This is a genomic window from Mucilaginibacter sp. P4_A11, assembly GCF_056402535.1.
Window position 1 is genome coordinate 273,494 of sequence record NZ_JBFUHE010000001.1, and the last position, 23,955, is coordinate 297,448.

The window sequence follows — 23,955 nt, forward strand, 5'->3', positions numbered from 1 at the left end:
GGGTGAAAGGTAGTTGCATCTTGCAAAGCGAAGGAAGAGATAGAAAACCTTTTACCTTTCGCCTTTAACCTAAATCAAGCGCACGCAATTTTCTCTACACGGTTGGCATGTCTGCCGCCTTCAAATTCAGTATTTAAAAATGTAGTTACAATGGCCTTCGCTTCTTCGGGGGTAACAAAGCGGGCAGGTATACAAACAATGTTGGCGTTATTGTGGCTGCGGGCCAGTACGGCAATTTCTTCTTTCCAGCAAATTGCTGCGCGGATGTCCTGATGTTTGTTGGCTGTTATGGCCACACCATTGGCGGCGCCGCATATCAGGACTCCCAATTCACATTCGCCGCTTTCAATAGCATTAGCTACAGGGTGCGCAAAATCAGGGTAATCAACCGACTCGGAAGAATAGGTACCGAAATCTTTTACTTCGGCAGATGAAAGAGCTTCTGTTAAAATTTGTTTGTATTCATACCCGGCGTGATCCGAACCTATAGCGATTTTTAGTCCTTGCTTCATTTAACAAAAGTATAACGTTTTACTACTTTTTAAAGGTAAATAATTTGTTATATACGGGGCAATTTGTGCTCACTCAAAAAGAGGGGTAATTCAACCGGAAAATATGCAGATCTCACTTTTATTCGCTACTCCGTTCAATAAAATTTATCAATGAGCTAAAAAGGGGATTATGCTTTATCGAACTCCTCTTCCTTTTTGATCTTACGTTTTTCAACAAGGCCAGCTACAATAATACTTACCTCATATAACACAAACAGCGGGATACTAACCACGGTCATGGTTAGCATATCTGGTGTCGGAGTAACCACAGCGGCTATGACCAGGATAACCACAATAGCATACCGGCGGGTTTCTTTCATGAATTTGGGCGTCATGATGCCCAGGTTAGCCAATATATAAACCAATATAGGCAATTGGAAAACAATGCCCGTAGCAAGTGTGAGGGTTGCCACTGAAGATAGATAAGAGTCCGTATCAATTAAGTTTTCAATAGCCGCGCTTACAGTGTAGCCCGACAGGAAGTTGATTGACATTGGTGTGATTACATAGTAACCGAACAGGACACCTAAAAAGAAAAGCAAGCAGGCGTAAAATACAAACCCAGTAGCCGCTTTACGTTCCTTATCGTGTAATGCAGGCTTTATAAAACGCCAGATTTCCCAGATCAGGTAAGGAACACCCAGCGTGATACCGATTATTAATGCCGAGTTGATCTGAAGCGTAAACTGACCAGCGAGCTCGGTGTTGATCAGGCGGATTTTTACATTACTAACGCAAAAGCCGTCGCGATGCAGGGCAGCGCCAATTTTGCAAAGCATGCGGTAAGTCCAGAAAGTTGACTTGCTGGGCCCCATGATGATGGTATCAAAGATCCAGTCGTAATAATAAAAAACAACAGCGGTAAATACTACAATCGCTATCGAAGCTCTTATAAGATGCCCCCTTAAGGCCTCGAGGTGATCAAAGAACGACATTTCTGCCTCTAACGTTTTTCCTTTATCCTTTATGGCCTTGATGATCTTGTTCTCGCTCATTGTAATATATACCRCTGTATCAACGCTATCGTGCTAAGTACGTTTTATTGTATGAAGATAGTTTGAATTTATTTTTATAATTCAAATGTATCCATAAACTTGGTGGTAAAGTTACCAGCGCGGAAGTTTGGATCCTTCAATAATTTTAAGTGGAATGGAATGGTTGTTTTCACGCCTTCTATCACAAATTCGCTCAATGCGCGTTCCATGGTGCTTAATGCTTCATCGCGGGTTTGAGCCACGCAAATTACCTTAGCAATCATTGAATCGTAGTTGGGCGGAATAACGTAACCTGTGTACACGTGGGTATCGATACGTACGCCATGACCACCCGGTGAGTGAAAATTGGTTATCTTACCTGGTGACGGGCGGAAATTATTGAACGGATCTTCGGCATTGATACGGCATTCGATGGCGTGCATTGTTGGCTCGTAGTTTTTACCAGAGATAGGAATACCTGCAGCAACTTTAATTTGCTCCTTGATCAGGTCGAAATTTATCACCTCTTCGGTAACCGGGTGTTCAACCTGGATACGGGTATTCATCTCCATGAAATAGAAGTTACGGTCTTTATCAACCAAAAACTCTACTGTACCTGCACCTTCGTATGAAACAGCTTTGGCACCCTTAATAGCGGCCTCACCCATTTTTTTACGCAATTTCTCAGTCATGAAAGGCGAAGGTGATTCTTCAACCAGCTTCTGGTGACGGCGTTGAATAGAGCAGTCGCGCTCAGAAAGGTGGCATACTTTACCAAACTGATCACCCACCACCTGAATTTCGATGTGGCGTGGGTCCTGAACATATTTTTCAAGATATAGGCCATCGTTACCGAAAGCTGCACCAGACTCGGCACGGGCCGAATCCCAGGCGTTCTCAAACTCTTCGTCTTTCCAAACAATGCGCATACCGCGGCCGCCACCACCGGCAGTAGCTTTCAATATAACAGGGTAGCCAATTTTGTTGGCGATAGCGATACCCGATTTTACATCGGCAAGCAGGCCATCAGAACCTGGAACAATTGGCACACCGGCTTTCTTCATGGTATCCTTAGCTGAAGCTTTATCACCCATCTGGTTGATCTGCTCGGCAGTTGCACCAATAAATTTGATACCATACTCAGCACAAATGGCCGAGAACTTAGCATTTTCAGACAGGAAGCCGTAGCCAGGATGGATTGCATCGGCATTGGTTAATTCGGCAGCTGAAATGATGTTAGGAATATTTAAATATGAATCGCGGCTTGGCGGCGGACCGATACAAACAGCTTCGTCGGCAAAACGAACGTGAAGACTGTCGCGATCGGCAGTTGAATATACAGCAACCGTTTTTATGCCCATTTCCTTACAGGTACGGATAATACGAAGGGCGATCTCGCCGCGGTTAGCTATTAATATTTTTTTAAACATAAGTATATGTTAGTTAATGGTTGATTGAGTTAAGTGGTTGATTAGGTTCTCAAACACTTAATTAGCTTAAATAATGAAAGGTTGATTTATAAAGCAGTAGAACTACTCACTTAATCAACCATTCACCTAATCAACTTAACAATTAAACTGGTTCTACTAAAAACAGTGGCTGATCGTACTCAACAGGTGAGGCGTTATCAACAAGTACTTTTACGATACGGCCTGAAACTTCTGATTCTATTTCATTGAAGAGTTTCATAGCCTCGATGATACATACTACAGAACCTGGTTTTATCTCGTCGCCAACATTAACAAACAAAGGTTTATCCGGGCTTGATGAACGGTAGAAGGTACCGATCATTGGAGATTTAACGGTAATGTATTTCGATGTATCAGGACCGGCAGGTGCAGCAGGCTCAACAGGAGCCGGAGCTGGTGCAGATGCCAATACCGGAGTAACGGGTTGTGTTACGGCTGGTATTGTAGCATGAACCACCGTAGGCTGTACCTCGTTGGTTTTTATTGTGATCTTAAAATCTTTTTGCTCGATTGATACTTCGTTCACGCCCGATTTGGAAACAAAGCGAATAAGGTCCTGAATTTGTTTAATATCCATGTTTAAGGATTAATTGGTTTGGGACAAAGTTTATATCTAAGTTATACTCAAATGTGCAGATATGCAAATGTGCAGATATGCAGATTACTATGTTGATTAATTAGTGAACGGATTACTATAAGTAGCCTGTCATTTACGTTGTTCATAAGCAAATAACATGCGCTTTTTACGGATGTTTTAATTTTTTGATATATCAAATATGCTTTTTAAAAGGAATTTGTACATCTGAAATCTACACATCTATAATCGGCACATCAATAGGCCCATTTCAAATATACCGAACCCCAGGTAAAGCCACCGCCAAAAGCTGCTAAAATAAGGTTATCCCCTTTTTTAAACTTGCTTTCCCATTCCCACAAGCAAAGTGGGATGGTACCATTGGTGGTGTTACCGTAACGCTCAATATTGATGATCACCTTATCGGGGCTGATGCCTGTACGGTTTGCCGTAGCATCAATGATCCGCTTGTTGGCCTGATGTGGTACAAGCCAGGCAATATCGTCACCTGCGAGGTGGTTACGCTCCATTACCTCGTGCGCAACATCGGCCATGTTGGTTACTGCAAATTTGAACACCGCCTGGCCTTCCTGGTAGGCATAATGTTCTTTGGCATCAACAGTTTCGTGGCTTGCAGGTTTCAGTGAACCGCCGGCTTTAAGATTTAAATACTGCGCACCTGCGCCGTCACTTTTCAATACCGAATCGATAACGCCGTTACCTTCTTCATTTGGTTCAAGTAATACGGCACCGCAGCCATCGCCAAAAATGATACAGGTAGCACGATCTTCGTAATTAACAATAGACGACATTTTATCGCCGCCTACTACCAATACTTTTTTGTGCTTACCGCTTTCAATAAATTGAGCGCCTGATGTTAAGCCGAAAAGAAAACCCGAACAGGCTGCCTGCAAATCAAATCCCCATGCATTTTTAGCACCGATTTTGGCACCTAAAATGTTGGCCGCAGCCGGGAATATCATATCAGGGGTGGTAGTGCAGAAGATGATAAGGTCGATCTCATCGGCACCGATACCGCGTTTTTTTAGTAACCCGGTAACGGCATGGACCGCCATATCAGATGTAGCAAGGCCTTCGCCTTTTAATATGCGTCGCTCTTTGATACCGGTACGGCTGGTTATCCACTCGTCATTTGTATCAACCATTGTTTCCAGCTCCTGGTTGGTTAATACATAGTCGGGAACGTAACCATGTACAGCGGTAATAGCGGCATGAACTTTACTCATCTTTTATAAAATTACTGGAATGCTTGTTTTATTTTATCAACGAGGTTACTCTCAACCATGTTCCTTGATAAAAGGACCATGTTTTTTATTGCCTCTGGGCTCGAGATGCCGTGACCAACAACAACAGGGGCATTTACACCCAAAATCGGGCTGCCACCGTATTGTTCATAATTAAATCTGTCAAAAAACTCGTCCTTCAGCTGTTTCTTCCTTGTTATAACGTAAAACGATTCGGCCAGCTTTAATATTACATTGCCGGTAAAACCGTCGCACACGTATACGTCGGCGCTTTCACTGAAAAGGTCGCGTCCTTCAACATTGCCAACAAAGTTAAATAACGTTGTTGCTTTCATTAATGGGTAGGTGGCCTGGCTAAGGATGTTACCTTTTTCCTCTTCTTCGCCAATGTTTATAAGTGCAACCCGGGGGGTAGCTATATCATAAACGGTTTGGGCAAATAAGCTGCCGAGTACACCGAACTGAACAAGCACATCAGGCTTGCAGTCGGCATTAGCACCTACATCCAACAAAATACCCAAACCTCCTTTAAGTTTGGGTACAATAGTAGTCATAGCCGGGCGTACAACACCCGGAATAGTTTTTACGCTGAACATGGCGCCAACAAGCATAGCGCCGGTGTTCCCAGCCGATGAGAAAGCCTGAATTTCGCCAGCTTTAAGCAGTTGGAAACCAACTGATATGCTTGAATCAGGCTTCTGAACAATAGCTTTGGTAGGATGCTCGCCCATACCAATAACTTCGGTTGTATGTACAAACTCGAAGTTATCAGGGCTTACACCGTTTTCCTGAAGAATACTTACTGTAACTTCCTTATCGCCAATAAGTACCAGTTTCTGGTCGGCAGATAAAGTTTTATAAGCTTCGATAGCTCCTAAAACAGCTGCTTTGGGAGCGTAATCACCGCCCATAATATCTAAGCCAATCTTCATTTTCAGAAAATTAAACTTATGCTACTGCTGCTTTCTCAATAAGAACTTTACCGTTGTAGTAAACATTACCATCAACAGTGTACGCCCTGTGCGGTAAATGCACAGCGCCTGTAGTTTGGCAGGTAGTTAAAGTTGGAGCTTCCGCTTTGTAATGCGTTCTGCGTTTATCTCTCCTTGATTTCGAAAATTTCCGCTTTGGATGTGGCATAATATCCTAATATTAATTATTTATTCATTTTCCTGAGCGCATCCCACCGTGGGTCTGCTTGCTCACTTTGTTCACCATTTGCCGACAAGCTGTTTAACTTATCGAGCATTTCTTTATCACAAGTTGAGGTGTTACCCTCGCCGCAAACCGATGTAAACGGTATTGCAACATTAATGTATTCATATATCAGCGCAGATATATCGATCTCATGATCGTTTTTACCCAGCGCTATGATCTCTTCGTCTTCATCAACCGGCTCATCGCTAAACTTAGCTATCTGCTGTTCAGTAATATCAAGCTGTATTGGAAGCACCTTCAAACACCTGTCGCAGGTGGTTTCAATTGTGCCGTCTATCTTAAAGTTCAGGATCAGCATAGTTTCCTGCTTATCCAGTTCAACTTCACAGTGCAGGGTTGCCTTTTTAACGAGCGAATATTCAAACTCATCAAAAAAGTCATCCTGTATGTCATACTCAAACAAGTGTTTCCCCAGTTTAAGCCCCGAAAAGGGAATCGAATATTTTTTAAGCGATTTCAATGAGCAACAATTAGCCCGCAAATGTAGGGAAAAATACCATAACTGGAAAGTGTTTTTTTATTTTGGCCTTATGGGGAGGTAAAAGAGGAATGGTAAAGGGTAAAAGGTTGAAATACAGTGATTTTTGCATGGCTCAAAAATCACTGTTATATCTATATAAAATTAGTTTGACAAAACCCCGGGTTTCATTTTTGAGGCCAGTTGCAACGCTTTATAAGCATTTACTATGCCACCTGTTTTTGATAGCGTTGTAAAATCAACCTTTTCGGTTTTGCTGCCTGGCTTTAATACCATAGTGCCGGTAAGCGGAGTAGCCGAACCTAAAATGGCTTCCTTTACCTGTTTGGCGCTTAGGGTTGGGTAATATTCTAATATCAAAGCAGCTATACCCGCTGTTATTGGCGATGAAAAGCTGGTGCCGTCTTCGGTGTCTACTTCGGCATCCGTAGTGATAGAAGTTACTTTAACGCCCGGTGCAAAGATATCAACGCTTTTTTTACCATAGTTCGAAAAATCGCCGGCAAGGTTCTGACCTAACTTAGGCCCCGAAGCCCCTACACTGATCACGTTATCGGCGTCTGTTGATGATCCGTCTAAAAAAGTATCGTTCGGAAATTCGGGCTGGGTATCCATATCCTGGTTGTCATTACCGGCAGCCATCACCAATAAAACATTTTTTGATGCGGCATATTTAAAGGCCGCGTCAACCCACTCCTTATGCGGAGAGATCTTTTTGCCAAAGCTCATATTAACCACCCTGGCACCGTTGTCAACCGCGTAGCGGATAGCATTAGCTATGTCCTTATCATACTCATCGCCATTAGGCACAGCTTTAATGATCATCAGCTTAACATTATCGGCCACACCATTGATGCCATAGTTATTATTACGCACAGCACCGATAAGCCCGGCCACACCTGTTCCGTGCGCTGCATCAGCAAATTTCACCAGGTTATTGCCATAAGGTTTGCCATCCATGGTATCCGGATCATCACCTACAATACGCTTGCGCGAAGTAAGATCAGGTGAGATATCATTGTTGAGTTTTGCAAGATATTCGCTCAGGTCTTTTATGATCTTGGCATTGTTAGAACCTGCACCCTCTTGTGAAAACACCGATTCCCAAACATATTTACTTTGGCTTAAAGTGTCATTAGTAGCTTTAACCTTAACCAGGTCGGCCTGTGTAAAAGTGCCATTCGCTGGTAAATTGAGACCGCGTTTAATGTACCCGCTGGTAACCATCAGTGCGTTCATTACCGGCGAAAGTTGACCGATCTCGGTATTGGCTTTATTTACCGTTGAATCATAGACCGTTTTTACACGTAGCCAGTAAGCGTACTCTTTTTTATTGGGCGCGGCAGTCGAATCGGTAACAGAAGCATACTTGCCTTTAAGTTTATTATACTCACGCACCTCCTCGGTAGTCTCGGTAAAATCGGCCTTGCCTCCGGGCCCGCCCAAAAAGTTCCAGCCGTGTATATCATCAACATAACCGTTATGGTCATCATCTATGCCGTTTCCCGGAATTTCCTTTTTATTAACCCACAACACTGTTTTCAGGTCCGTTTGCGAGGTATCGGCACCACTGTCAATAGTTGCCACAACAACAGTTTTGCTTTTTTTGCCCTGTACAAATGAGTAAGCTTGTTTTAGGCTGATACCGTAAAAGCTACTTTCCTTTAAATCAAGCAGGTGCCAGGCTTTTGGCGGGGCGGGATCGGCCACCGGCGCTTGTTGTGCCGACGCGGGTAAATTAATTAATAATGCTGCTGATAAAGTGGTTGCGCTTACGTACTTACAAAAATTGAACATGAAAAGTATTTATAATATGTCTTATTTAATTTATAAGACTTTAATGAATCGTTTTAGTTTATTATTCTTCTGGCTTTTACGTGCCGGTTATCATTAATGTTAATTATCATTTTTATGGCGTTGCCTGCGGCCGGGCTATCCGCTCATACTGCACAGGCCTTAGCCACATGGCCGGTATCCGCTGCTATCCCTAACGCGAACTCTATCTGAACCGGGATTTGGGTAGATTATGGGGATCGGCAGGATTTTATTTCTTGTCATGCTTATTAAAATAAGACAAGCAAATCCCATAAATCTTAAAAATCCCCCCAAATCCGGGTTCAGAATTTACAAATCAAATTTTATCCCCTGGGCTAAAGGCAACGTTTTTGAATAGTTTATAGTATTGGTTTGGCGCCTCATATAAACTTTCCATGCATCTGAGCCTGATTCCCTGCCGCCGCCGGTTTCCTTTTCACCGCCGAATGCACCGCCTATTTCTGCACCCGATGTACCGATGTTAACATTTGCAATGCCGCAATCAGAACCAGCATACGACAAAAATTGTTCTGCCTCACGCAAATTATTGGTCATGATAGCCGATGATAAGCCCTGCGGAACGCTGTTCTGCAGATCAATGGCTTCCTCAATAGTGCTGTATTTGATCAGGTAAAGGATGGGTGCAAATGTTTCATGCTGCACAATCTTAAAGTGATTTTCAACCTCGGCAATACAAGGTTTTACATAACAGCCCGATTCATAGCCCGCGCCTTCAAGCTTGCCGCCCTCAATTACAAAATTGCCGCCTTCGGCCTTGCATTTCTCAATCGAATCAAGATATAAAGCAACGGCATCAGTATCGATTAGCGGGCCCATGTGGCTATGCTCATCCAAGGGGTTACCTATCCTGATCTGTTTGTAAGCATTAACCAGCTTTTGTTTAAATGCATCATAAACACTTTCGTGAATAATGAGCCTGCGGGTGCTGGTACAACGCTGCCCGGCAGTGCCTACAGCTCCAAATACCGCCCCAATGAGCGACATGTCCAGGTCGGCATTTTCACTGATGATGATGGCATTATTACCGCCAAGTTCCAGCAGGCTTTTACCCAATCTTGCACCAACAGCAGCACTTACTGCTTTACCCATCCTGGTTGAGCCGGTGGCCGAAACTAACGGAACGCGAGTATCGGCAGCCATAAGCTCGCCAATGTTACGTTCGCCAATTACCAGGCATGACACGCCTTCTTCAATATTATTCTTTTTAAAAACTTCCTGTGCTATATGCTGGCAGGCAATAGCGGTTAAGGGCGTTTTTTCTGATGGTTTCCAGATGCACACATCGCCGCAAACCCAGGCTAATAGCGAGTTCCAGCTCCAAACCGCCACCGGGAAGTTAAATGCCGAAATAATCCCAACAATGCCCAGCGGGTGATATTGCTCATACATGCGGTGCTCTGGCCTTTCGCTATGCATGGTTAAACCATAAAGCTGGCGGCTCAGGCCTACGGCAAAATCGGCAATATCAATCATTTCCTGTACTTCGCCCAGGCCTTCCTGCAGGCTTTTGCCCATTTCGTATGATACCAAGGTACCCAGATCATGCTTGGCAGCACGTAAGGCCTCGCCAATCTGGCGCACAATTTCTCCACGCTTTGGGGCCGGGGTTTTACGCCAGGTTTTAAATGCTTTAGCGGCTTGTTCAACAACGTGGTTATAATCCACTTCGGTTGCCAGGCGTACCGAAGCTATTTTTTTACCGTCGACCGGTGATGTTATATCTTTTACCGCAGCACCGGCACTGCAGCCCCAGGTGCTGCCTGTACTAAAGGCATCATTAATATCGTTTATATGTAAACGTTTTAGGATATCTGAAATATTAGGTTCCATAATTGCTACTTTTGTCAAAGGTAGAAATCTTTAGGGCAATTTTTTAGAATCACTCATCGCTTGCCTGTTGCATCCATTGTCATTAATTATCAATGCTTTGTATTGAACAGTTGTTAAGAATGTTTGAATGTTGAAAACTAAATTGCATTTTGGAGGCTTACTTATTGTAATTTGAACTCAATAAGTCTTTACAAGGCAATTTGTCAACCTAAAGCGGATGTTCTGCAAACAAAATTGAATGGAAGAAGAATTTGAATTTGGTTTTACCGAAGACCCAAAATTCTCGGTAGAACGGTACGAGGAAATGATCAGAAATCAGGACTTGTACTTTTTTGATGCCCAGGCGTTTGAGAACATTATCGACTACTACATCGAAAAAAATGATCCGGCCAGGGCATTACAGGTAGCAGAGTACGCGAGAAGTCAGCACCCTTTTGCGGCAATTTTCCTGATCAAACAGGCCCAACTGCTTGTGGTAAGCAACAAGGTTCCGGAGGCTTTTGCCGCACTGGATAAAGCTGCTATGCTTGAAGCATCTGACGCGGATATTTATATCATCCGCGGTAACCTGTATGAAAGCCTGGAACGTTATTCGGAGGCGCTGGAAAACTATGAAAAGGCCCTTGATCTTGCCGAAGAGACCGACGAGATCCTGCTGCATATTGCCTACGTTTACCAAAACATGGGCGATTATGATACTGCCATAACCTACCTTAAGCTTTGCCTTAAGCAAAATATGGAAAACCAGGATGCCCTTTACGAACTGGCTTTTTGCTACGACGTAATGGACAACCAGCAGGAAAGCGTACAGTTTTATCAGCAATATATCGATAACGAGCCATACAGCTATGCCGCCTGGTACAATTTAGGCAATGCCTATACCAAGCTGAGCCTGTTTGAAAAAGCTATCGACGCATATGATTATGCCATATTAATTAAGGACAGCTTTGCATCAGCCTATTTCAATAAAGGTAATGCACTGGTTAACCTCGAAAAATATGCTGAAGCTATAGAAGTATATCGCCACACGTTCGAGTACGAGCAACCCAATGCCGATACTTATTGTGCTATTGGCGAGTGCTACGAAAAGCTGGAGCAAATGGATGATGCACGCGCTTTTTACAAAAAATCGGTTAAGATGGATCCGAAGCTGGCCGATGCCTGGTTTGGAATTGGTGTTACACTTGATTTTGAGGAACGTTATTTTGAGGCCCTGCACTTTTACAAAAAAGCACTTGACCTGGATATAGCCAATGCCGATTACTGGTTTGCTATAGCCGATGCTGAATACAAACTTGGCCATTTAGATGAAGCAGAAAAGGCTTACGAAAAAGTGGTTGAATTAAACCCGCTTGATATTGATGCCTGGCTGGATTATTCATCTATACTTTACGAGCAGCAAAAGCTTAATGAAGCTATCGAGATCATAGCTCAGGCTATCAAAAATAACCCTGAAGCCGCTGAGCTTTACTACCGTATGGTGGCTTACCTGTTTGCTAAAGGCGAGTACAACGAAGCCCTAAACAACCTGGAGTATGCTTTAGCCGCCGATCCGGAAAAACATTACATCCTGTTTGATTACCTGCCGCAATTGCAAAAGAATAAGGTGATTGTGGATATCATTAACAGGTATACGAAATAGGGATATTGGTGAGTGGTTGATTGAGTGAATGGTTTTGAACACCTAAAAAATAAAAGACAAAGACGCACATTATGCGTCTTTTGTCTTTTAAAGGCAATAAGCTGCAGCTGTACTTTAACTAAATTGTGTTAGCAATTGCAACATATTCAACCACTCACCTAATCAACTCAATCAACCACTCACTATCAACAATGAATTTACCATGAGCTTTAAGATCATTTAACATTTGAAATTTGCACATCTGCATATTTGTTGCGACCTTTGCCTCGTTAGAACTTTTAGTTATAGGCTATAACAAATACTTACAATGAACTACACTATTAATCATCTTCCTGACCGTACAACTAAACCACGCGATAAAGGCATTACCATGGTGATGGATAAAGGCCTTAGTTTACGCCAGGTTGAGGATTTCATTGAAGTAGGTGGCGCTTATACGGATATTGTGAAACTGGGATGGGCTACATCATATGTTACCCCTAATCTTGAAGAAAAGCTAAAGCTTTACCGCGATGCCGGGATCCCGGTTTATTTCGGTGGCACTTTATTCGAGGCTTTTATTGTACGTAACCAGTTTGATGATTACCGTCGTTTACTGGATAAATACCAACTGGAACATTGCGAAGTATCCGACGGATCGATCACTATTGAGCATGATATAAAATGTAAATACATCAGCGAGCTGGCCAAACAGGTTACTGTGATATCTGAAGTAGGCTCAAAAGATGTACAAAAGATCTTTGCCCCTTATAAATGGATCAAACTTATGAACGCTGAAATTGAGGCGGGTTCATGGAAAGTAATTGCTGAAGCCCGTGAAAGCGGGAATGTAGGCATCTACCGCGATTCGGGCGAGGTACGCCAGGGCCTGGTTGATGAAATCCTGACTCAAATTCCCGAAGGAACCATCATTTGGGAAGCCCCGCAAAAAGCACAGCAGGTTTGGTTTATTAAACTGATAGGCGCCAATGTAAGCTTAGGCAATATTGCTCCGGCAGATATCATCCCGTTGGAAACATTGCGCCTTGGTATCCGCAGCGATACGTTCGACCACTTTTTAGAGATGTAATTGTTGACTGATCTTAATATAACAATTAACCAGGCCTCCGGAGTAATCCGGGGGCTTTTCTTTTTGGTTAGAGCAACCCCCCTCTCCACCATTTCATTGCTTCGTTCTTCGCAATGACGCTCTATTCTTACCTATACAATTCATAGTTATTAACACGGCAAGTAGCTGATAAGCAGTAAATTTCAATTCCTAAAACCCAATCCGCCGCAATAGACGTCAACCCTGTGGAAAACTCCACCTATTATGCTATTCAGCATACTAATAGCTTTGAGTTAAAACCCCTGACCCTTTTTTAGTGTTGCACCTACTCAGTTAATTTTATCATAATCTGTACAAGCTATGGCTAAAAATATTACCAGTAAAACACCCGCGGCAAACAGCGGAAAAGGACTCAAAGCAGAACGCTATTTCAGCAAAGAAGGCACTAACGTTTATGACCTGTTTAAATATGAAAAACGATCGTCGGTTATTCGTAACCCCTCCGGCGATGCAGTGTTTGAGATGAACGATGTTGAGGTGCCTGCGGGCTGGTCGCAGGTTGCTACTGATATCCTGGCGCAGAAATATTTCCGTAAGGCTGGCGTACCCCAGTCAGACGGCACAACCGGATCTGAAAAAAGTATTAAACAGGTTGCCCATCGCATGGCCAACTGCTGGAAGGATTGGGGCATGCGCTATGGCTATTTCGCCAGCCCAAAAGATGCTGAAATTTTTTACGATGAAATAGTTTATACCATAGTTGGGCAACTGGCTGCGCCAAACTCGCCGCAGTGGTTTAACACCGGTCTTCATGCCTCGTATGGCATCACAGGTAAGCCGCAGGGGCATTATTATGTTGATCCCATAACAGAGCAGCTGAGCAAATCAACCTCGGCCTATGAGCGCCCGCAGCCGCATGCCTGCTTTATCCTTTCGGTCGATGACGATTTGGTGAACGAGGGTGGCATCATGGACCTTTGGGTTCGCGAAGCCCGCATTTTCAAATACGGCTCGGGGGTTGGCACCAATTTCTCTAAAATCCGGGGTGACAATGAAAAATTATCCGGCGGTGGCTATTCATCCGGCCTGATGTCGTTCCTGAAAATTGGTGATAGGGCAGCAGGCGCCATCAAATCGGGCGGAACAACCCGCAGGGCAGCCAAAATGGTTTGCCTGGATCTCGACCATCCCGAAATTGAAGGTTTCGTGAACTGGAAAGTAGAGGAAGAAAAGAAGGTTGCTGCCCTGATAGCTGCCGGTTATTCATCCGATTATGAGGGCGAAGCTTACCGGACCGTATCCGGTCAAAATTCCAATAATTCGGTGCGGATCCCCAACAGTTTTTTTACGGCGCTTAAAACCGGCTCGGCCTGGAATTTAACCAGCCGTATGAGTGGCAAAACGGTTAAATCCATCTCCTCGCAAAAACTTTGGGACGATATCGCCTTTGCGGCCTGGGCTTGTGCCGATCCGGGTGTGCAGTTTGACAGCACTATTAATGAATGGCACACCTGTCCCGAAGGTGGCCGGATCAATGCGTCCAACCCATGTTCGGAATATATGTTTCTGGATAATACGGCATGCAACCTGGCATCCATTAACCTTGCCCATTTCTTTAACCCGCAAACCCGGGTGTTTGATGTAAAAGGTTTTGAGCATGCCTGTAAGATGTGGACTATCGTACTGGAAATTTCGGTATTGATGGCGCAGTTCCCATCCAAAGAAGTAGCGCAGCTATCTTATGATTACCGTACTCTTGGCCTTGGTTACGCCAATTTGGGTTCGGCATTGATGGTAAACGGTATTCCTTATGACAGCGATGAGGCGCGCGCCATCGGTGGCGCTATCACCGCTATCATGACCGGCACTGCCTACGCAACTTCGGCCGAGATGGCCAGGGAGCTGGGCACTTTTAGCCGGTATAATGATAACAAGGCACACATGATGCGGGTAATGCGTAATCACCGTTATGCCGCCTATAACTCTACCGAGAACTACGAGGGACTGGAGATAGCCCCTCCGGGTATTGAGCAAAAACATTGCCCCGATTACCTGCTTTCGGCCGCCTGCAATGCATGGGACAAGGCTGTTGAAATGGGCGAAAAATACGGTTACCGTAATGCTCAAACCACCGTTATTGCGCCAACGGGTACAATTGGCTTGGTGATGGATTGCGATACAACCGGTATTGAACCTGATTTTGCGCTGGTGAAATTCAAAAAACTATCCGGTGGTGGTTATTTCAAGATCATTAACCAGGCTGTGCCCGAAGCTTTGCGTAATTTAGGTTACCGGGAGCATGAGGTTACCGCTATTGTTAATTACGCCAAGGGAGCGGCAACTTTAAATGGGGCACCGCATATCAATATAGATACGCTTAAAGCCAAAGGCTTCACCGACGATGAGCTGGAAAAACTGGATAAAGGATTGGTAACTGCTTTTGAGATCAGCTTTGCGTTCAATATCTGGTCGCTGGGCGAAGAATGTTTGAAACGGTTAGGGATCACCGCCGAGCAGTACAACGCGCCGGATTTTAACGTATTAAGAACACTTGGTTTCAGCAAAAAGCAAATTGCCGAAGCAAACGAATATATCTGCGGCACCATGACCATTGAGGGGGCTCCATATCTGAAGCAGCAGCACTATCCTATCTTTGACTGTGCCAATAAATGCGGCGCAAAAGGCGAGCGATATATCCACGCCCATGGCCACATCAAAATGATGGCCGCCGCGCAACCTTTCCTTTCAGGCGCCATCTCCAAAACTATTAACCTGCCAAACGAGGCTAAAGTTGATGAGATCAAAGATTGCTACGAACTTTCCTGGAAACTGGGCTTAAAAGCCAACGCGCTTTACCGCGATGGCTGCAAACTGTCGCAACCACTCTCAACTAAATCGAATGTTAAAGAGGAAGCTGACGAAAAACTGGATACCGTAGAGGAAGTATTAGGCGAAGCGGCCAACGTAAAATTGAGCGACTTAACCCCCGAGCAGGTTATTGAAGCGGCCATAGCCATCATGGAAAAATCGAAGGATACGGCCTTTATGCGCCAGCTTTCGCGGGTGGTACAAAAGAAACACCTGCCTTATAAACGCCGCGGCTTTACACAAAAAGCCAGTATTGACGGGCAAACCGTTTTTGTACGCACTGGCGAATACGAGGATGGCACCCTGGGCGAGATTTTTGTGGATATGCATAAAGAAGGGGCCACTTTTCGCTCACTCATGAACTGTTTTGCAATAGCCGTTTCTATTGGCCTGCAATACGGTGTACCGCTTGAGGAGTATGTAGAAAAATTCACGTTTACCCGTTTTGAGCCGGCCGGCATGGTGGTAGGCCATACCAATATCAAAAGCGCAACATCCATTATCGACTACATTTTCAGGATGCTGGGCTATGAATACCAGGACCGTACCGATCTTGTACACATCATTACCGATAAGAATGGCGTATTAGGCAATCCGCAAATGGGCGATGAGGATTTTAATGCTGATGAAACCAACGTTTTCCAGCCATCTACCCATAATCAGGTATCTTCAGATAATTCTTCAAATGCTCAAAGAAAAGGCTTATCTTTCGACGTTAGCATGGGCGTACAAAGCGATGCACCAAGCTGCAACGTTTGCGGGCATACCACGGTACGTTCGGGCACCTGCTACAAATGTTTAAACTGCGGCAATTCTATGGGTTGCTCTTAAATACGGATTTTTTCAATCAATTATAAATAGTTAATTATGTGACAGCTCCGCCTCTCCGGCGGGGCTTGTTTGTTTTAACTTATGTCGATTTATACGCTGTTTTTATACGCAAGATTTTTTAGTATTGTCATAGCAAATCAAAAAACTCACCCTTTAGGGCGCTGAGGGGCTAATTATTTTTAACTTAGCTTTCATGAACTCTATCCTACACATACTAAATGGTGATGCCGCTTTAGATGGTTTTGATCAAACCGGGCTCGACGGTGATGTTATGGTTTGGCGTGAAGTGTTTTCGGAAGGCCCGCTACAGGAGGATATCCTGTCAGGAAGTTTTTGGAGTGCCCGCCGCGACTGGATCAACAGCTCATTTAATGCGCCGGAGGGCGATTATCAGCATAAAGTGTTGGATGAACTGGGCAAACTAAACAGCCAGTATAAAGAGATCAACCTGTGGTTTGAATTTGATCTGCACTGCCAGGTGAACTTGTTAGGTGTACTGGAAATGCTCTCGCTCAAAACCGATATGTCGGCCCCGGCCATTTACCTCATTTGCCTGGCTGATTGCATTCAATTCGATAATAAAAAAGGCCTTGGCGAACTAACCGGCGAACAATTTGAAGAACTATATGATGCCCGCGAACGCCTGAATGAATGGGAACTGGGCCTCGCTTTTGATGCCTGGAGGCTGTATGTAAATAATGACCTTGTAGGGTTGGAAAAATGGCTTAATGAAAACACCTTTTGGGGCGGCATTCCGCTACTCAAACCGGCATTAAAAGCACACCTGAAACGCATGCAAACCAATGCAGATGGATTAAGCTACATCGAACAAAAATTACTGGATATTTATAACAAGGGAGCTAAAACCAAATCAGCCATTTACATTGCCTTTTGGAAAACCGAAAGTATTTTTGGTATGGGCGATTCGGAGATTGATATCTACCTCAATAAATTGAAGGAAAAGGGATTGATAGAGATTTGATACTTAATTCCCTCCGGAGAGGGGTGCGATTGATTGTGCAATGGCAGGGAGCAATTTTTATGCCCTGTTCATTAATAAGCAAAAGGAGATAACCCCCTCCCTACACACTCCCAAAGGAGGGAATCGCACAAGCCCATCTTTTAAAATCTTAAAAAGTCCTCCTACGGCACCGTGACCGCGATAGTTGGTGATCGCTCACTTTCATTTTTCATCCTATCCAGTGCCGTGACCACATAGAAATAAGTTTTGCCTTTAATAACCGTATTATCGTCATATCCAAGCGCGGTATCATACTTGATCTTCAGGATATTTTTAGGGTTGTCGATATCTATTTTTTCACCGTCATTAAAGCGATAAATCACATAGCCGTAAACAGGCTCCTCATCTTTAGCCAGTGTTGGGGTAAGCCATCTCACCGCAACACTTTTACCTGCCGCTCTGGCGGTAACCTGTTGTGGGGCGTTAGGTGGTATCGAGTCGCGCCATAGCATTACCGGCGGTAAGGCAGGGTACTGGTAATAATTGTCGCGTAATGAGTCGGTAAAACCGAGCGGGTTGCTGGTAAGGGAGTTAGAACTGAAATAAACGCTGCCCTGTACTCTTGGATTATCCCTGATCAGGCCTATTTGCTGGGGTAACTGCGCCGGGTTTCTGAAAGCCTGTACCTTGCGCTCGTTGATGCGGTAAGCGGCCTGGCCTATGTAGAGGTGCCTGCCATAAGTATTATCACTCCACCAGCTTAACAACTTTTGAAAATCGGCGGCACGGTTACCTATCTGCCAGTAAAGCTGCGGATTAATATAATCTATCCAGCCTTCTTTTACCCACTTACGGGTGTCGGCATAGTTTTCATAATATGACGAACCGCCGTTGGTTTCAGAACCTTCTTCATTTTGAGCCTTATTAGCCCAAATGCCGAAAGGACTGATACCAAATTTAATATTAGGATCGTGCGCGTGAACACTATCGGCAATCATTTTTATCAGCAGATCAACATTATGGCGGCGCCAGTCTTTAATATTATCATAACCTTCGCCGTATTTTTTGAAGGTTTCATCGTCATTTATTTTTTGCCCGGCGATGGGGTATGGGTAAAAATAATCGTCCATATGTACACCGTCTATGTCGTAATTATCTACCACATCCAGTATCACCTGCACAATATAATCACGCACTTCGGGCAGGCCGGGGTTAAATGTTTTTATCCCGCCATAAGTAAAAAACCACTCAGGTTTTATTTTGGTGATATGCTGTGGGCTAAGTGCTGCGAAGTTACCATCAAACGTTGCACGGTAAGGGTTAAACCAGGCATGCAATTCCATGCCCCTCTTATGCGCTTCGGTGATGGCAAACTCAAGCGGATCATAGTTAGGGCTGGGCGCCTGGCCCTGTTTGCCTGTTAAATATTTTGACCATGGCTCGCGGCTTTTGGCATAAAAAGCATCGGCAGCGGGCCTTACCTGCAGCATAACGGCGTTAATCCCAGTTTCCTGATGCGAGTTTAAGATATCGATAAGTTCCTGTTTTTGCTTTTCGGATGGCGATTTGGAATTGGTTGGCCAATCGATGTTAACCACGGTAGCTATCCATACCCCTCTGAATTCGCGCTTGGGTTGCATTTTTACATCAACCGGGGCCGGTACAAGCTCAGCCGGCTGCGCATTAACTGTTAAATTTGTAAACAGGATTATGGTCAGGAGTATGAACCGTTGGTATATTTGCATTAAATAGAATTAAATTAGAAAGCTGCAAAGATATAAACTCATAACGTAGCAGGTTTATTATGAAGTATAAAAATTGAACCTGTATTGTGTTTTAAACATTTTGTATTTATTTTAGCACCACGCCTAACACAATTGATGTAATAAATTTTTTTAAATCATATTTTTAGTGTTTTAACGTTCAATATGTTAACCATTAAAAATAAACACACCTGTATATGCTTGCAGGAAAGCGCTTTACGTCAATGACAGTTGATATTTCGCTAAAAATTAAACACTATAGCTAAGCTTTTGTTATACCACTTGCTTAACTATGCTAAAACTTAACATTTAATTGCTATGGAAAACCAATCTGGGCAACAACAACCTAAGAAAAACTCAAACGTTATTTATTTTCTTATTGTAGTAGTACTTGCTTTATTGGGTACCGATGTGTACCTGTACCTGCAAAAAAACAACTCCGATAAAAAAATAGTTTATCAGCATGATGAGCAAACAAGGCTGCAAACCGAACTGGACAGTCTTGAATCGCAGGTTGAACAGGTCACTGCAGGCAAAGCCAAAATGACCGCCGCGCTAACCGCTAAAAACGATTCCTTAAAGTCGACCATCAAAATTTTGAGGGCCAAACTGGCTAAAGGGAAACTCACCGCACAGGAACTTGCCAAAGTACAGGAGGATGTAAAACAGCTTCGCTACTTTGTAACCAAGTACACTGCCGACATTGATGAGTTGAAGAAACAAAACACCAACCTTACTAATGAAAGGGATACTTTAAAAACCAACCTCGCAACGGTTGCCAAGAAGGTGGATACCCTCTCCAAACAAAACGAAGATCTTGGCGCCAAAGTTAAAGTGGCCCAGGCACTCAAGCTGGCAACGTCAGATGTGGTGGCCTATAAAATTAAAGGGAGCGGTAAAGAAGTTGATGTTACCCGGGCAAACCCGGCTAAAAAGCTGAAAATCAATTTCACCGTGGCAAGCAATACCCTGGCTACAAAAGCACTGCATGATATTTATGTACGTGTTATTGACCCAACCGGCAACCTGATCACTGCACCTGATTCGGGCACTTTCAGCGCGGATGGCCAGGACTTGCAATTCACCTACAAAACATCAATTGATTTTAAAGATGATGGCTCACAATACACCATTGACTGGATTAACCCAACCCTGCCATTCCAAAAAGGCACTTATACCATTATGCTGTATGCTGATGGCGGCACTATGGGTAAAACAGGTGTAACGCTTAAATAATTTCGGCACTAATTTTTTCGAATTAGGACGAATTTCACGAATAAAAGAGAAGCTCGGTTTGCTGTAGCAAGCCGGGCTTCATTGTTTAAAAAATCGTCATTGCGAGGCACGAAGCAATCCCCGACTTTACAGAGAGGGTTTGCGTAGCCGCCCTGTATAGCATGCGATTGCCACGCTGCGCTCGCAATGACATAAGGGGAATTTACATTTTCATCAGCGCCGGGCTTATCCTTAAATAAACCTCAAACCCAACCGGGGCACTGCCGTAAAGCGGTTTTAATGCCGATGGCGAAACGTTGAGTGTAGCCTGCACACCGCCGGTTACATTGGTGTTTTTAAAACTGCGCAAAATGTGGTTTACACCCAGCGTTACAGCATTGATATTAAAATTAGGATTAAGTGGATAGGCGTCATGCATGTCCAATTCCTCGGCATCTTTCTGTACAAATTCATACCTGCCGTAAATTGCCGTTTTGCTGAGCTGGAAAGTGTTCTCCAACAATACAGATGGCTGGGTTTTATGGTTGTCTGAATAATGATTTTGACCATAAACCACTGTGGTTGCCACATAACTGTTTTTACCTAACATTTTGGTATGAATGGCCGAAGCAGTAAACCTGTTCACATTTTGCCCTGGCTCTGCTTCTTCCGGGCTGTGAATCCATCCATCAGATACTTGTAGCGCCCATTCTTTAGATGGGTTGTAAGATAAACGGACCGAGTACGAATCAAACCTCATCTTATCAAAATCATAGCGGTGCTCATCAGGCTCGCGACCGGTAAATATCGATCCCTCCAGTTTGACATTTTTAATGCGGAAGCCTAATGTAGCCACGCCAAAGGTAATATGTGTTGCGTCCTGATAATGATGACCAAGCGGTGCATCGGGATCATTGATGGCCGATAGCCTGTGCATAAATGCCGGCGGACCTAAAGCCGGTTCGCCCGGATAGCCGAATGACAGGGAGATATCCGCGTTCTTAGCTACACGCTGGGTATACGCCACACTCAACTCAGAAAAAAGATCATGCGGGTGTTGTTTATCAACCAACTTTTGTCCTTTATATGATTCGCCAGTTTGGTACAGGAGGGGATAGCCGCCATTGCCCACCAAAAGAGGATCAAGGGAGAACATGGTGTTAATAGAGAACAGACCATTATTACCAACCTTTCGCTGGGTCATGAACATAAGCCAGTTAGGTACATCTATCCTGTTACTGCCTCCGCGTTTGCCGGAATTAAAAAGATCCTGGTTATTGTAACGGGCGAAAAAACTGCCATGAACCATGCTCATCCATTTTTTACCGTGGATCATGTAGGCGTACATCGGAGTTTCATCCGGTACCCATGAGGTACCGGAGCCGTCGCGATTCATGGGCAGATCGCGTGAGAACTGGCTGGTCATCACCATACGGTGCATGGGCGTATCCATTTTCATATCACCCATGTCCATGCCGTCCATTATCATAGGCTTGGTGCTGTTCATGCGCAGATTCTTTTTTGTAGTATCGCTCATCTTCATGTTATGCTGGTGCTGGGCTGATGCGCCGGCAGCAGCAAGGAACATGAGGATGAGCAAAATATATGCTTTCATCGTTTTGTAGGGTTAAAGATTAAAGAAGTTGTACTCCAGCCTGATGAGGTACATGTTTTTGGTGTTCCGCTGCATATCGTTATAGATAGGCGTGCGGTATGAGAAATCAAGCCTGCAAGTACTATTAAAGATCAGTTGCAGGGCGGGGGCAACATCCAGGTAGCTTTCGCCATGCCCGGGATTAGTTTTGCCCAATAACTCACAATACAGGTTTAAGTTCACCTGCTTGTAATCCCGATAATTTCGGGGCAGCAGCAAATAGCCTCCCGATAGGGTATAGGCGACAGCATTGCGTACCCTATCTACCGGCACTTCATAATTTCCGCTATTGTCAAAAGCACGCAAATAACTTGCAGATCCCGAAAGCGCGAGCTTATGCAGCAGTTGAGTGAAAATCACGCCGCCCTGTGCACCGCTGTTATCCCCCTCTAAAGTGATTTCCCGATTAACTATAGGGTTGTTGATGCTTGACAGCTTGGCAAAAAATGCGCCCCTGAAATGCCGCTGAACGGTATCGATAGATAGAAACCGGTACTTGGCATATACGCTGCCGCCTTCAAAATGTTGATTGGAGCTATAATAGTCAGACATGTAAACAGAACCATGCACCATTAAATGCCGGCTAACGCCATACATGGTCTCAATGGTATTGCGGTTTTTGTACGTTGGTGTAAAGTACCCCTGGTTTTCAACACGGATGCCTAATGAGCCTGTTGCCATATTGCTGGCGGACTCTGTATTTACATACAGTTCCTGCGCCAACACAGGACAGGCCATTGCCATAAGGCAAAAAGCCAATAATATCCTTTTCATAAAAATGATGTTAAATGAAAAGCCTTATATAGCTAAATGATAAACGCGACCGCTTGCGGGGGCGGTATCGGTAACCTGGCCGAGATATTTTTTAGATACCGATTTAGGCGCGAAGCCATTATCAACCACAGTAAAGTTAACATCGCCGGTAAATGATTTGTCGGCAACGTTAAGCAGGCGGTAGGTATCTCCCCCATAGTTGAAAGTATTCTCGGCAACCTTTGTATTGGCAAAGTTAAAAGTGGCTTTTAAACTGTTAACCGAAAAGCCCGAGCCCTGAACCTTTTTGCTGATCTGCTCGAAATTTACAGGCACATCATTTTTAAAAGTGATAAGATAAGTATTGCGGATCAGATCGGTTTTGATCTCGCCAACAAATGGCAGCGCACGTAAGGCTTTTTCTGTTGATTTAGCGCAAAGGGCGCAGGTAAGGCCGCTAACTTGTAATTCGGCTTTGGTGAATTGAGCTTTAGCTGCGGTTACAGAAAGCGAAAATATGATGATGAATATTTTTAAAGATTTCATGTTGATCGTTATAATAATTGTTAGATAATAAACTACTGATAAGGTTTACCGGGTTAACAATTAACAGATCAAATACGGAAAATGCAATTAAGGATAAAGGTGGCAATACCCTGTACAGGTTGATCGGGCGGGCCCCGGTCATAAAATTTGTCAGTAGAAGAAGATTGCAACGCGGGGAAAAGACTATCGAACGACCAGCTTGGCAATTCAAAACCAAACATTTTTGTTAAAAACGAAGTCGATTCGCCCTGGTGAGCGTCTTTAACCTTTACCTCAACCTGCTTATCCTTGCAGCATTTCATTTTGCCGCCTTTTTGGTCCATTTTACAGTTAACAGCAGGTGCATCAATTTTTACTGATGCTACATAGTCGCCGCAAATATGGAAATTAAGAGCAAAGCCCAGCACTGTAACTGTATACAGCAGAGTGAGTAATATTGCTCCTGATCTTTTTACCATGTTGCAAAAATAGGTGATTAA

20 protein-coding genes are annotated in these 23,955 nt (G+C 44.1%); 5 read left to right on the forward strand and 15 right to left on the reverse strand.

From position 1 onward, the window contains the following. Nucleotides 1-74: 74 nt before the first annotated feature. From rpiB to amaB, 10 genes are all read right to left on the reverse strand, one after another. Complete coding sequence (gene rpiB / locus AC1DUD_RS01255; protein ID WP_477370473.1) at nt 75-512, reverse strand: ribose 5-phosphate isomerase B; 438 nt, start codon at nt 510-512, stop codon at nt 75-77. A gap of 167 nt (nt 513-679) precedes the next feature. Further along, nucleotides 680-1,546, reverse strand: coding sequence for a twin-arginine translocase subunit TatC (gene tatC / locus AC1DUD_RS01260; protein WP_477370476.1), 867 nt, complete (start codon nt 1,544-1,546; stop codon nt 680-682). Nucleotides 1,547-1,620: 74 nt separating this feature from the next. Beyond that, on the reverse strand, nt 1,621-2,955 hold the full coding sequence (accC, locus tag AC1DUD_RS01265; RefSeq protein WP_477370479.1) for an acetyl-CoA carboxylase biotin carboxylase subunit: 1,335 nt from the start codon (nt 2,953-2,955) through the stop codon (nt 1,621-1,623). Nucleotides 2,956-3,097: 142 nt separating this feature from the next. Next, complete coding sequence (gene accB / locus AC1DUD_RS01270) at nt 3,098-3,571, reverse strand: acetyl-CoA carboxylase biotin carboxyl carrier protein (protein WP_477370482.1); 474 nt, start codon at nt 3,569-3,571, stop codon at nt 3,098-3,100. A gap of 254 nt (nt 3,572-3,825) precedes the next feature. Next, nucleotides 3,826-4,815, reverse strand: coding sequence for a beta-ketoacyl-ACP synthase III (locus AC1DUD_RS01275; protein ID WP_477370485.1), 990 nt, complete (start codon nt 4,813-4,815; stop codon nt 3,826-3,828). Nucleotides 4,816-4,826: 11 nt separating this feature from the next. Further along, complete coding sequence (plsX, locus tag AC1DUD_RS01280) at nt 4,827-5,765, reverse strand: phosphate acyltransferase PlsX (protein ID WP_477370489.1); 939 nt, start codon at nt 5,763-5,765, stop codon at nt 4,827-4,829. A 16-nt stretch (nt 5,766-5,781) separates the two neighbouring features. Continuing rightward, entirely contained in the window at nt 5,782-5,973 is a 192-nt protein-coding gene (gene rpmF, locus AC1DUD_RS01285; RefSeq protein WP_090534782.1) for a 50S ribosomal protein L32, read from the reverse strand. Nucleotides 5,974-5,989: 16 nt separating this feature from the next. Next, on the reverse strand, nt 5,990-6,511 hold the full coding sequence (locus AC1DUD_RS01290) for a YceD family protein (RefSeq protein WP_477370492.1): 522 nt from the start codon (nt 6,509-6,511) through the stop codon (nt 5,990-5,992). Nucleotides 6,512-6,673: 162 nt separating this feature from the next. Beyond that, complete coding sequence (locus AC1DUD_RS01295) at nt 6,674-8,326, reverse strand: S8 family serine peptidase (protein ID WP_477370495.1); 1,653 nt, start codon at nt 8,324-8,326, stop codon at nt 6,674-6,676. A 327-nt stretch (nt 8,327-8,653) separates the two neighbouring features. Then, complete coding sequence (amaB, locus tag AC1DUD_RS01300) at nt 8,654-10,195, reverse strand: L-piperidine-6-carboxylate dehydrogenase (protein WP_477370499.1); 1,542 nt, start codon at nt 10,193-10,195, stop codon at nt 8,654-8,656. 238 nt (nt 10,196-10,433) lie between these two features. On the opposite strand from amaB, the gene AC1DUD_RS01305 reads away from it, so the two are divergent. From AC1DUD_RS01305 to AC1DUD_RS01320, 4 genes are all read left to right on the forward strand, one after another. Next, nucleotides 10,434-11,837 (forward strand): tetratricopeptide repeat protein, encoded by a 1,404-nt coding sequence (locus AC1DUD_RS01305; RefSeq protein ID WP_110586176.1) that lies wholly within the window; start codon nt 10,434-10,436, stop codon nt 11,835-11,837. Between the two features lie 307 nt (nt 11,838-12,144). Beyond that, entirely contained in the window at nt 12,145-12,906 is a 762-nt protein-coding gene (locus tag AC1DUD_RS01310) for a phosphosulfolactate synthase (protein ID WP_477370503.1), read from the forward strand. Nucleotides 12,907-13,245: 339 nt separating this feature from the next. Continuing rightward, nucleotides 13,246-16,584, forward strand: a complete 3,339-nt coding sequence (locus AC1DUD_RS01315; protein ID WP_477370506.1) for a vitamin B12-dependent ribonucleotide reductase — start codon at nt 13,246-13,248, stop codon at nt 16,582-16,584. A 193-nt stretch (nt 16,585-16,777) separates the two neighbouring features. Continuing rightward, nucleotides 16,778-17,566: a DUF1835 domain-containing protein gene (locus tag AC1DUD_RS01320; protein WP_477370509.1), complete on the forward strand. Its 789-nt coding sequence runs from the start codon at nt 16,778-16,780 to the stop codon at nt 17,564-17,566. Between the two features lie 161 nt (nt 17,567-17,727). Here AC1DUD_RS01320 and AC1DUD_RS01325 read toward each other — a convergent pair whose 3' ends face one another. Then, nucleotides 17,728-19,290, reverse strand: a complete 1,563-nt coding sequence (locus tag AC1DUD_RS01325) for a glycoside hydrolase family 10-like protein (protein WP_477370512.1) — start codon at nt 19,288-19,290, stop codon at nt 17,728-17,730. Nucleotides 19,291-19,626: 336 nt separating this feature from the next. Here AC1DUD_RS01325 and AC1DUD_RS01330 point away from each other — a divergent pair, with 336 nt between their 5' ends. After that, a complete protein-coding gene (locus tag AC1DUD_RS01330) occupies nt 19,627-20,544 on the forward strand; it encodes a hypothetical protein (protein ID WP_477370515.1) in 918 nt (305 codons plus the stop codon). 202 nt (nt 20,545-20,746) lie between these two features. Here AC1DUD_RS01330 and AC1DUD_RS01335 read toward each other — a convergent pair whose 3' ends face one another. From AC1DUD_RS01335 to AC1DUD_RS01350, 4 genes are all read right to left on the reverse strand, one after another. Beyond that, on the reverse strand, nt 20,747-22,138 hold the full coding sequence (locus AC1DUD_RS01335; protein WP_477370518.1) for a hypothetical protein: 1,392 nt from the start codon (nt 22,136-22,138) through the stop codon (nt 20,747-20,749). 12 nt (nt 22,139-22,150) lie between these two features. Then, nucleotides 22,151-22,951: a hypothetical protein gene (locus tag AC1DUD_RS01340; protein ID WP_477370521.1), complete on the reverse strand. Its 801-nt coding sequence runs from the start codon at nt 22,949-22,951 to the stop codon at nt 22,151-22,153. A gap of 24 nt (nt 22,952-22,975) precedes the next feature. Then, nucleotides 22,976-23,476, reverse strand: a complete 501-nt coding sequence (locus AC1DUD_RS01345; protein ID WP_477370524.1) for a heavy-metal-associated domain-containing protein — start codon at nt 23,474-23,476, stop codon at nt 22,976-22,978. Nucleotides 23,477-23,544: 68 nt separating this feature from the next. Beyond that, nucleotides 23,545-23,934 (reverse strand): HYC_CC_PP family protein, encoded by a 390-nt coding sequence (locus AC1DUD_RS01350; RefSeq protein ID WP_477370528.1) that lies wholly within the window; start codon nt 23,932-23,934, stop codon nt 23,545-23,547. Nucleotides 23,935-23,955: the final 21 nt, after the last annotated feature.

Coding starts and splice junctions, on each gene's coding strand:
- rpiB (WP_477370473.1), bottom strand. CDS start 512: ATGAAGCAAGGACTAAAAATCGCTATAGGTTCGGATCACGCCGGGTAT.
- tatC (WP_477370476.1), bottom strand. CDS start 1,546: ATGAGCGAGAACAAGATCATCAAGGCCATAAAGGATAAAGGAAAAACG.
- accC (WP_477370479.1), bottom strand. CDS start 2,955: ATGTTTAAAAAAATATTAATAGCTAACCGCGGCGAGATCGCCCTTCGT.
- accB (WP_477370482.1), bottom strand. CDS start 3,571: ATGGATATTAAACAAATTCAGGACCTTATTCGCTTTGTTTCCAAATCG.
- AC1DUD_RS01275 (WP_477370485.1), bottom strand. CDS start 4,815: ATGAGTAAAGTTCATGCCGCTATTACCGCTGTACATGGTTACGTTCCC.
- plsX (WP_477370489.1), bottom strand. CDS start 5,765: ATGAAGATTGGCTTAGATATTATGGGCGGTGATTACGCTCCCAAAGCA.
- rpmF (WP_090534782.1), bottom strand. CDS start 5,973: ATGCCACATCCAAAGCGGAAATTTTCGAAATCAAGGAGAGATAAACGC.
- AC1DUD_RS01295 (WP_477370495.1), bottom strand. CDS start 8,326: ATGTTCAATTTTTGTAAGTACGTAAGCGCAACCACTTTATCAGCAGCA.
- amaB (WP_477370499.1), bottom strand. CDS start 10,195: ATGGAACCTAATATTTCAGATATCCTAAAACGTTTACATATAAACGAT.
- AC1DUD_RS01305 (WP_110586176.1), top strand. CDS start 10,434: ATGGAAGAAGAATTTGAATTTGGTTTTACCGAAGACCCAAAATTCTCG.
- AC1DUD_RS01310 (WP_477370503.1), top strand. CDS start 12,145: ATGAACTACACTATTAATCATCTTCCTGACCGTACAACTAAACCACGC.
- AC1DUD_RS01315 (WP_477370506.1), top strand. CDS start 13,246: ATGGCTAAAAATATTACCAGTAAAACACCCGCGGCAAACAGCGGAAAA.
- AC1DUD_RS01320 (WP_477370509.1), top strand. CDS start 16,778: ATGAACTCTATCCTACACATACTAAATGGTGATGCCGCTTTAGATGGT.
- AC1DUD_RS01325 (WP_477370512.1), bottom strand. CDS start 19,290: ATGCAAATATACCAACGGTTCATACTCCTGACCATAATCCTGTTTACA.
- AC1DUD_RS01330 (WP_477370515.1), top strand. CDS start 19,627: ATGGAAAACCAATCTGGGCAACAACAACCTAAGAAAAACTCAAACGTT.
- AC1DUD_RS01335 (WP_477370518.1), bottom strand. CDS start 22,138: ATGAAAGCATATATTTTGCTCATCCTCATGTTCCTTGCTGCTGCCGGC.
- AC1DUD_RS01340 (WP_477370521.1), bottom strand. CDS start 22,951: ATGAAAAGGATATTATTGGCTTTTTGCCTTATGGCAATGGCCTGTCCT.
- AC1DUD_RS01345 (WP_477370524.1), bottom strand. CDS start 23,476: ATGAAATCTTTAAAAATATTCATCATCATATTTTCGCTTTCTGTAACC.
- AC1DUD_RS01350 (WP_477370528.1), bottom strand. CDS start 23,934: ATGGTAAAAAGATCAGGAGCAATATTACTCACTCTGCTGTATACAGTT.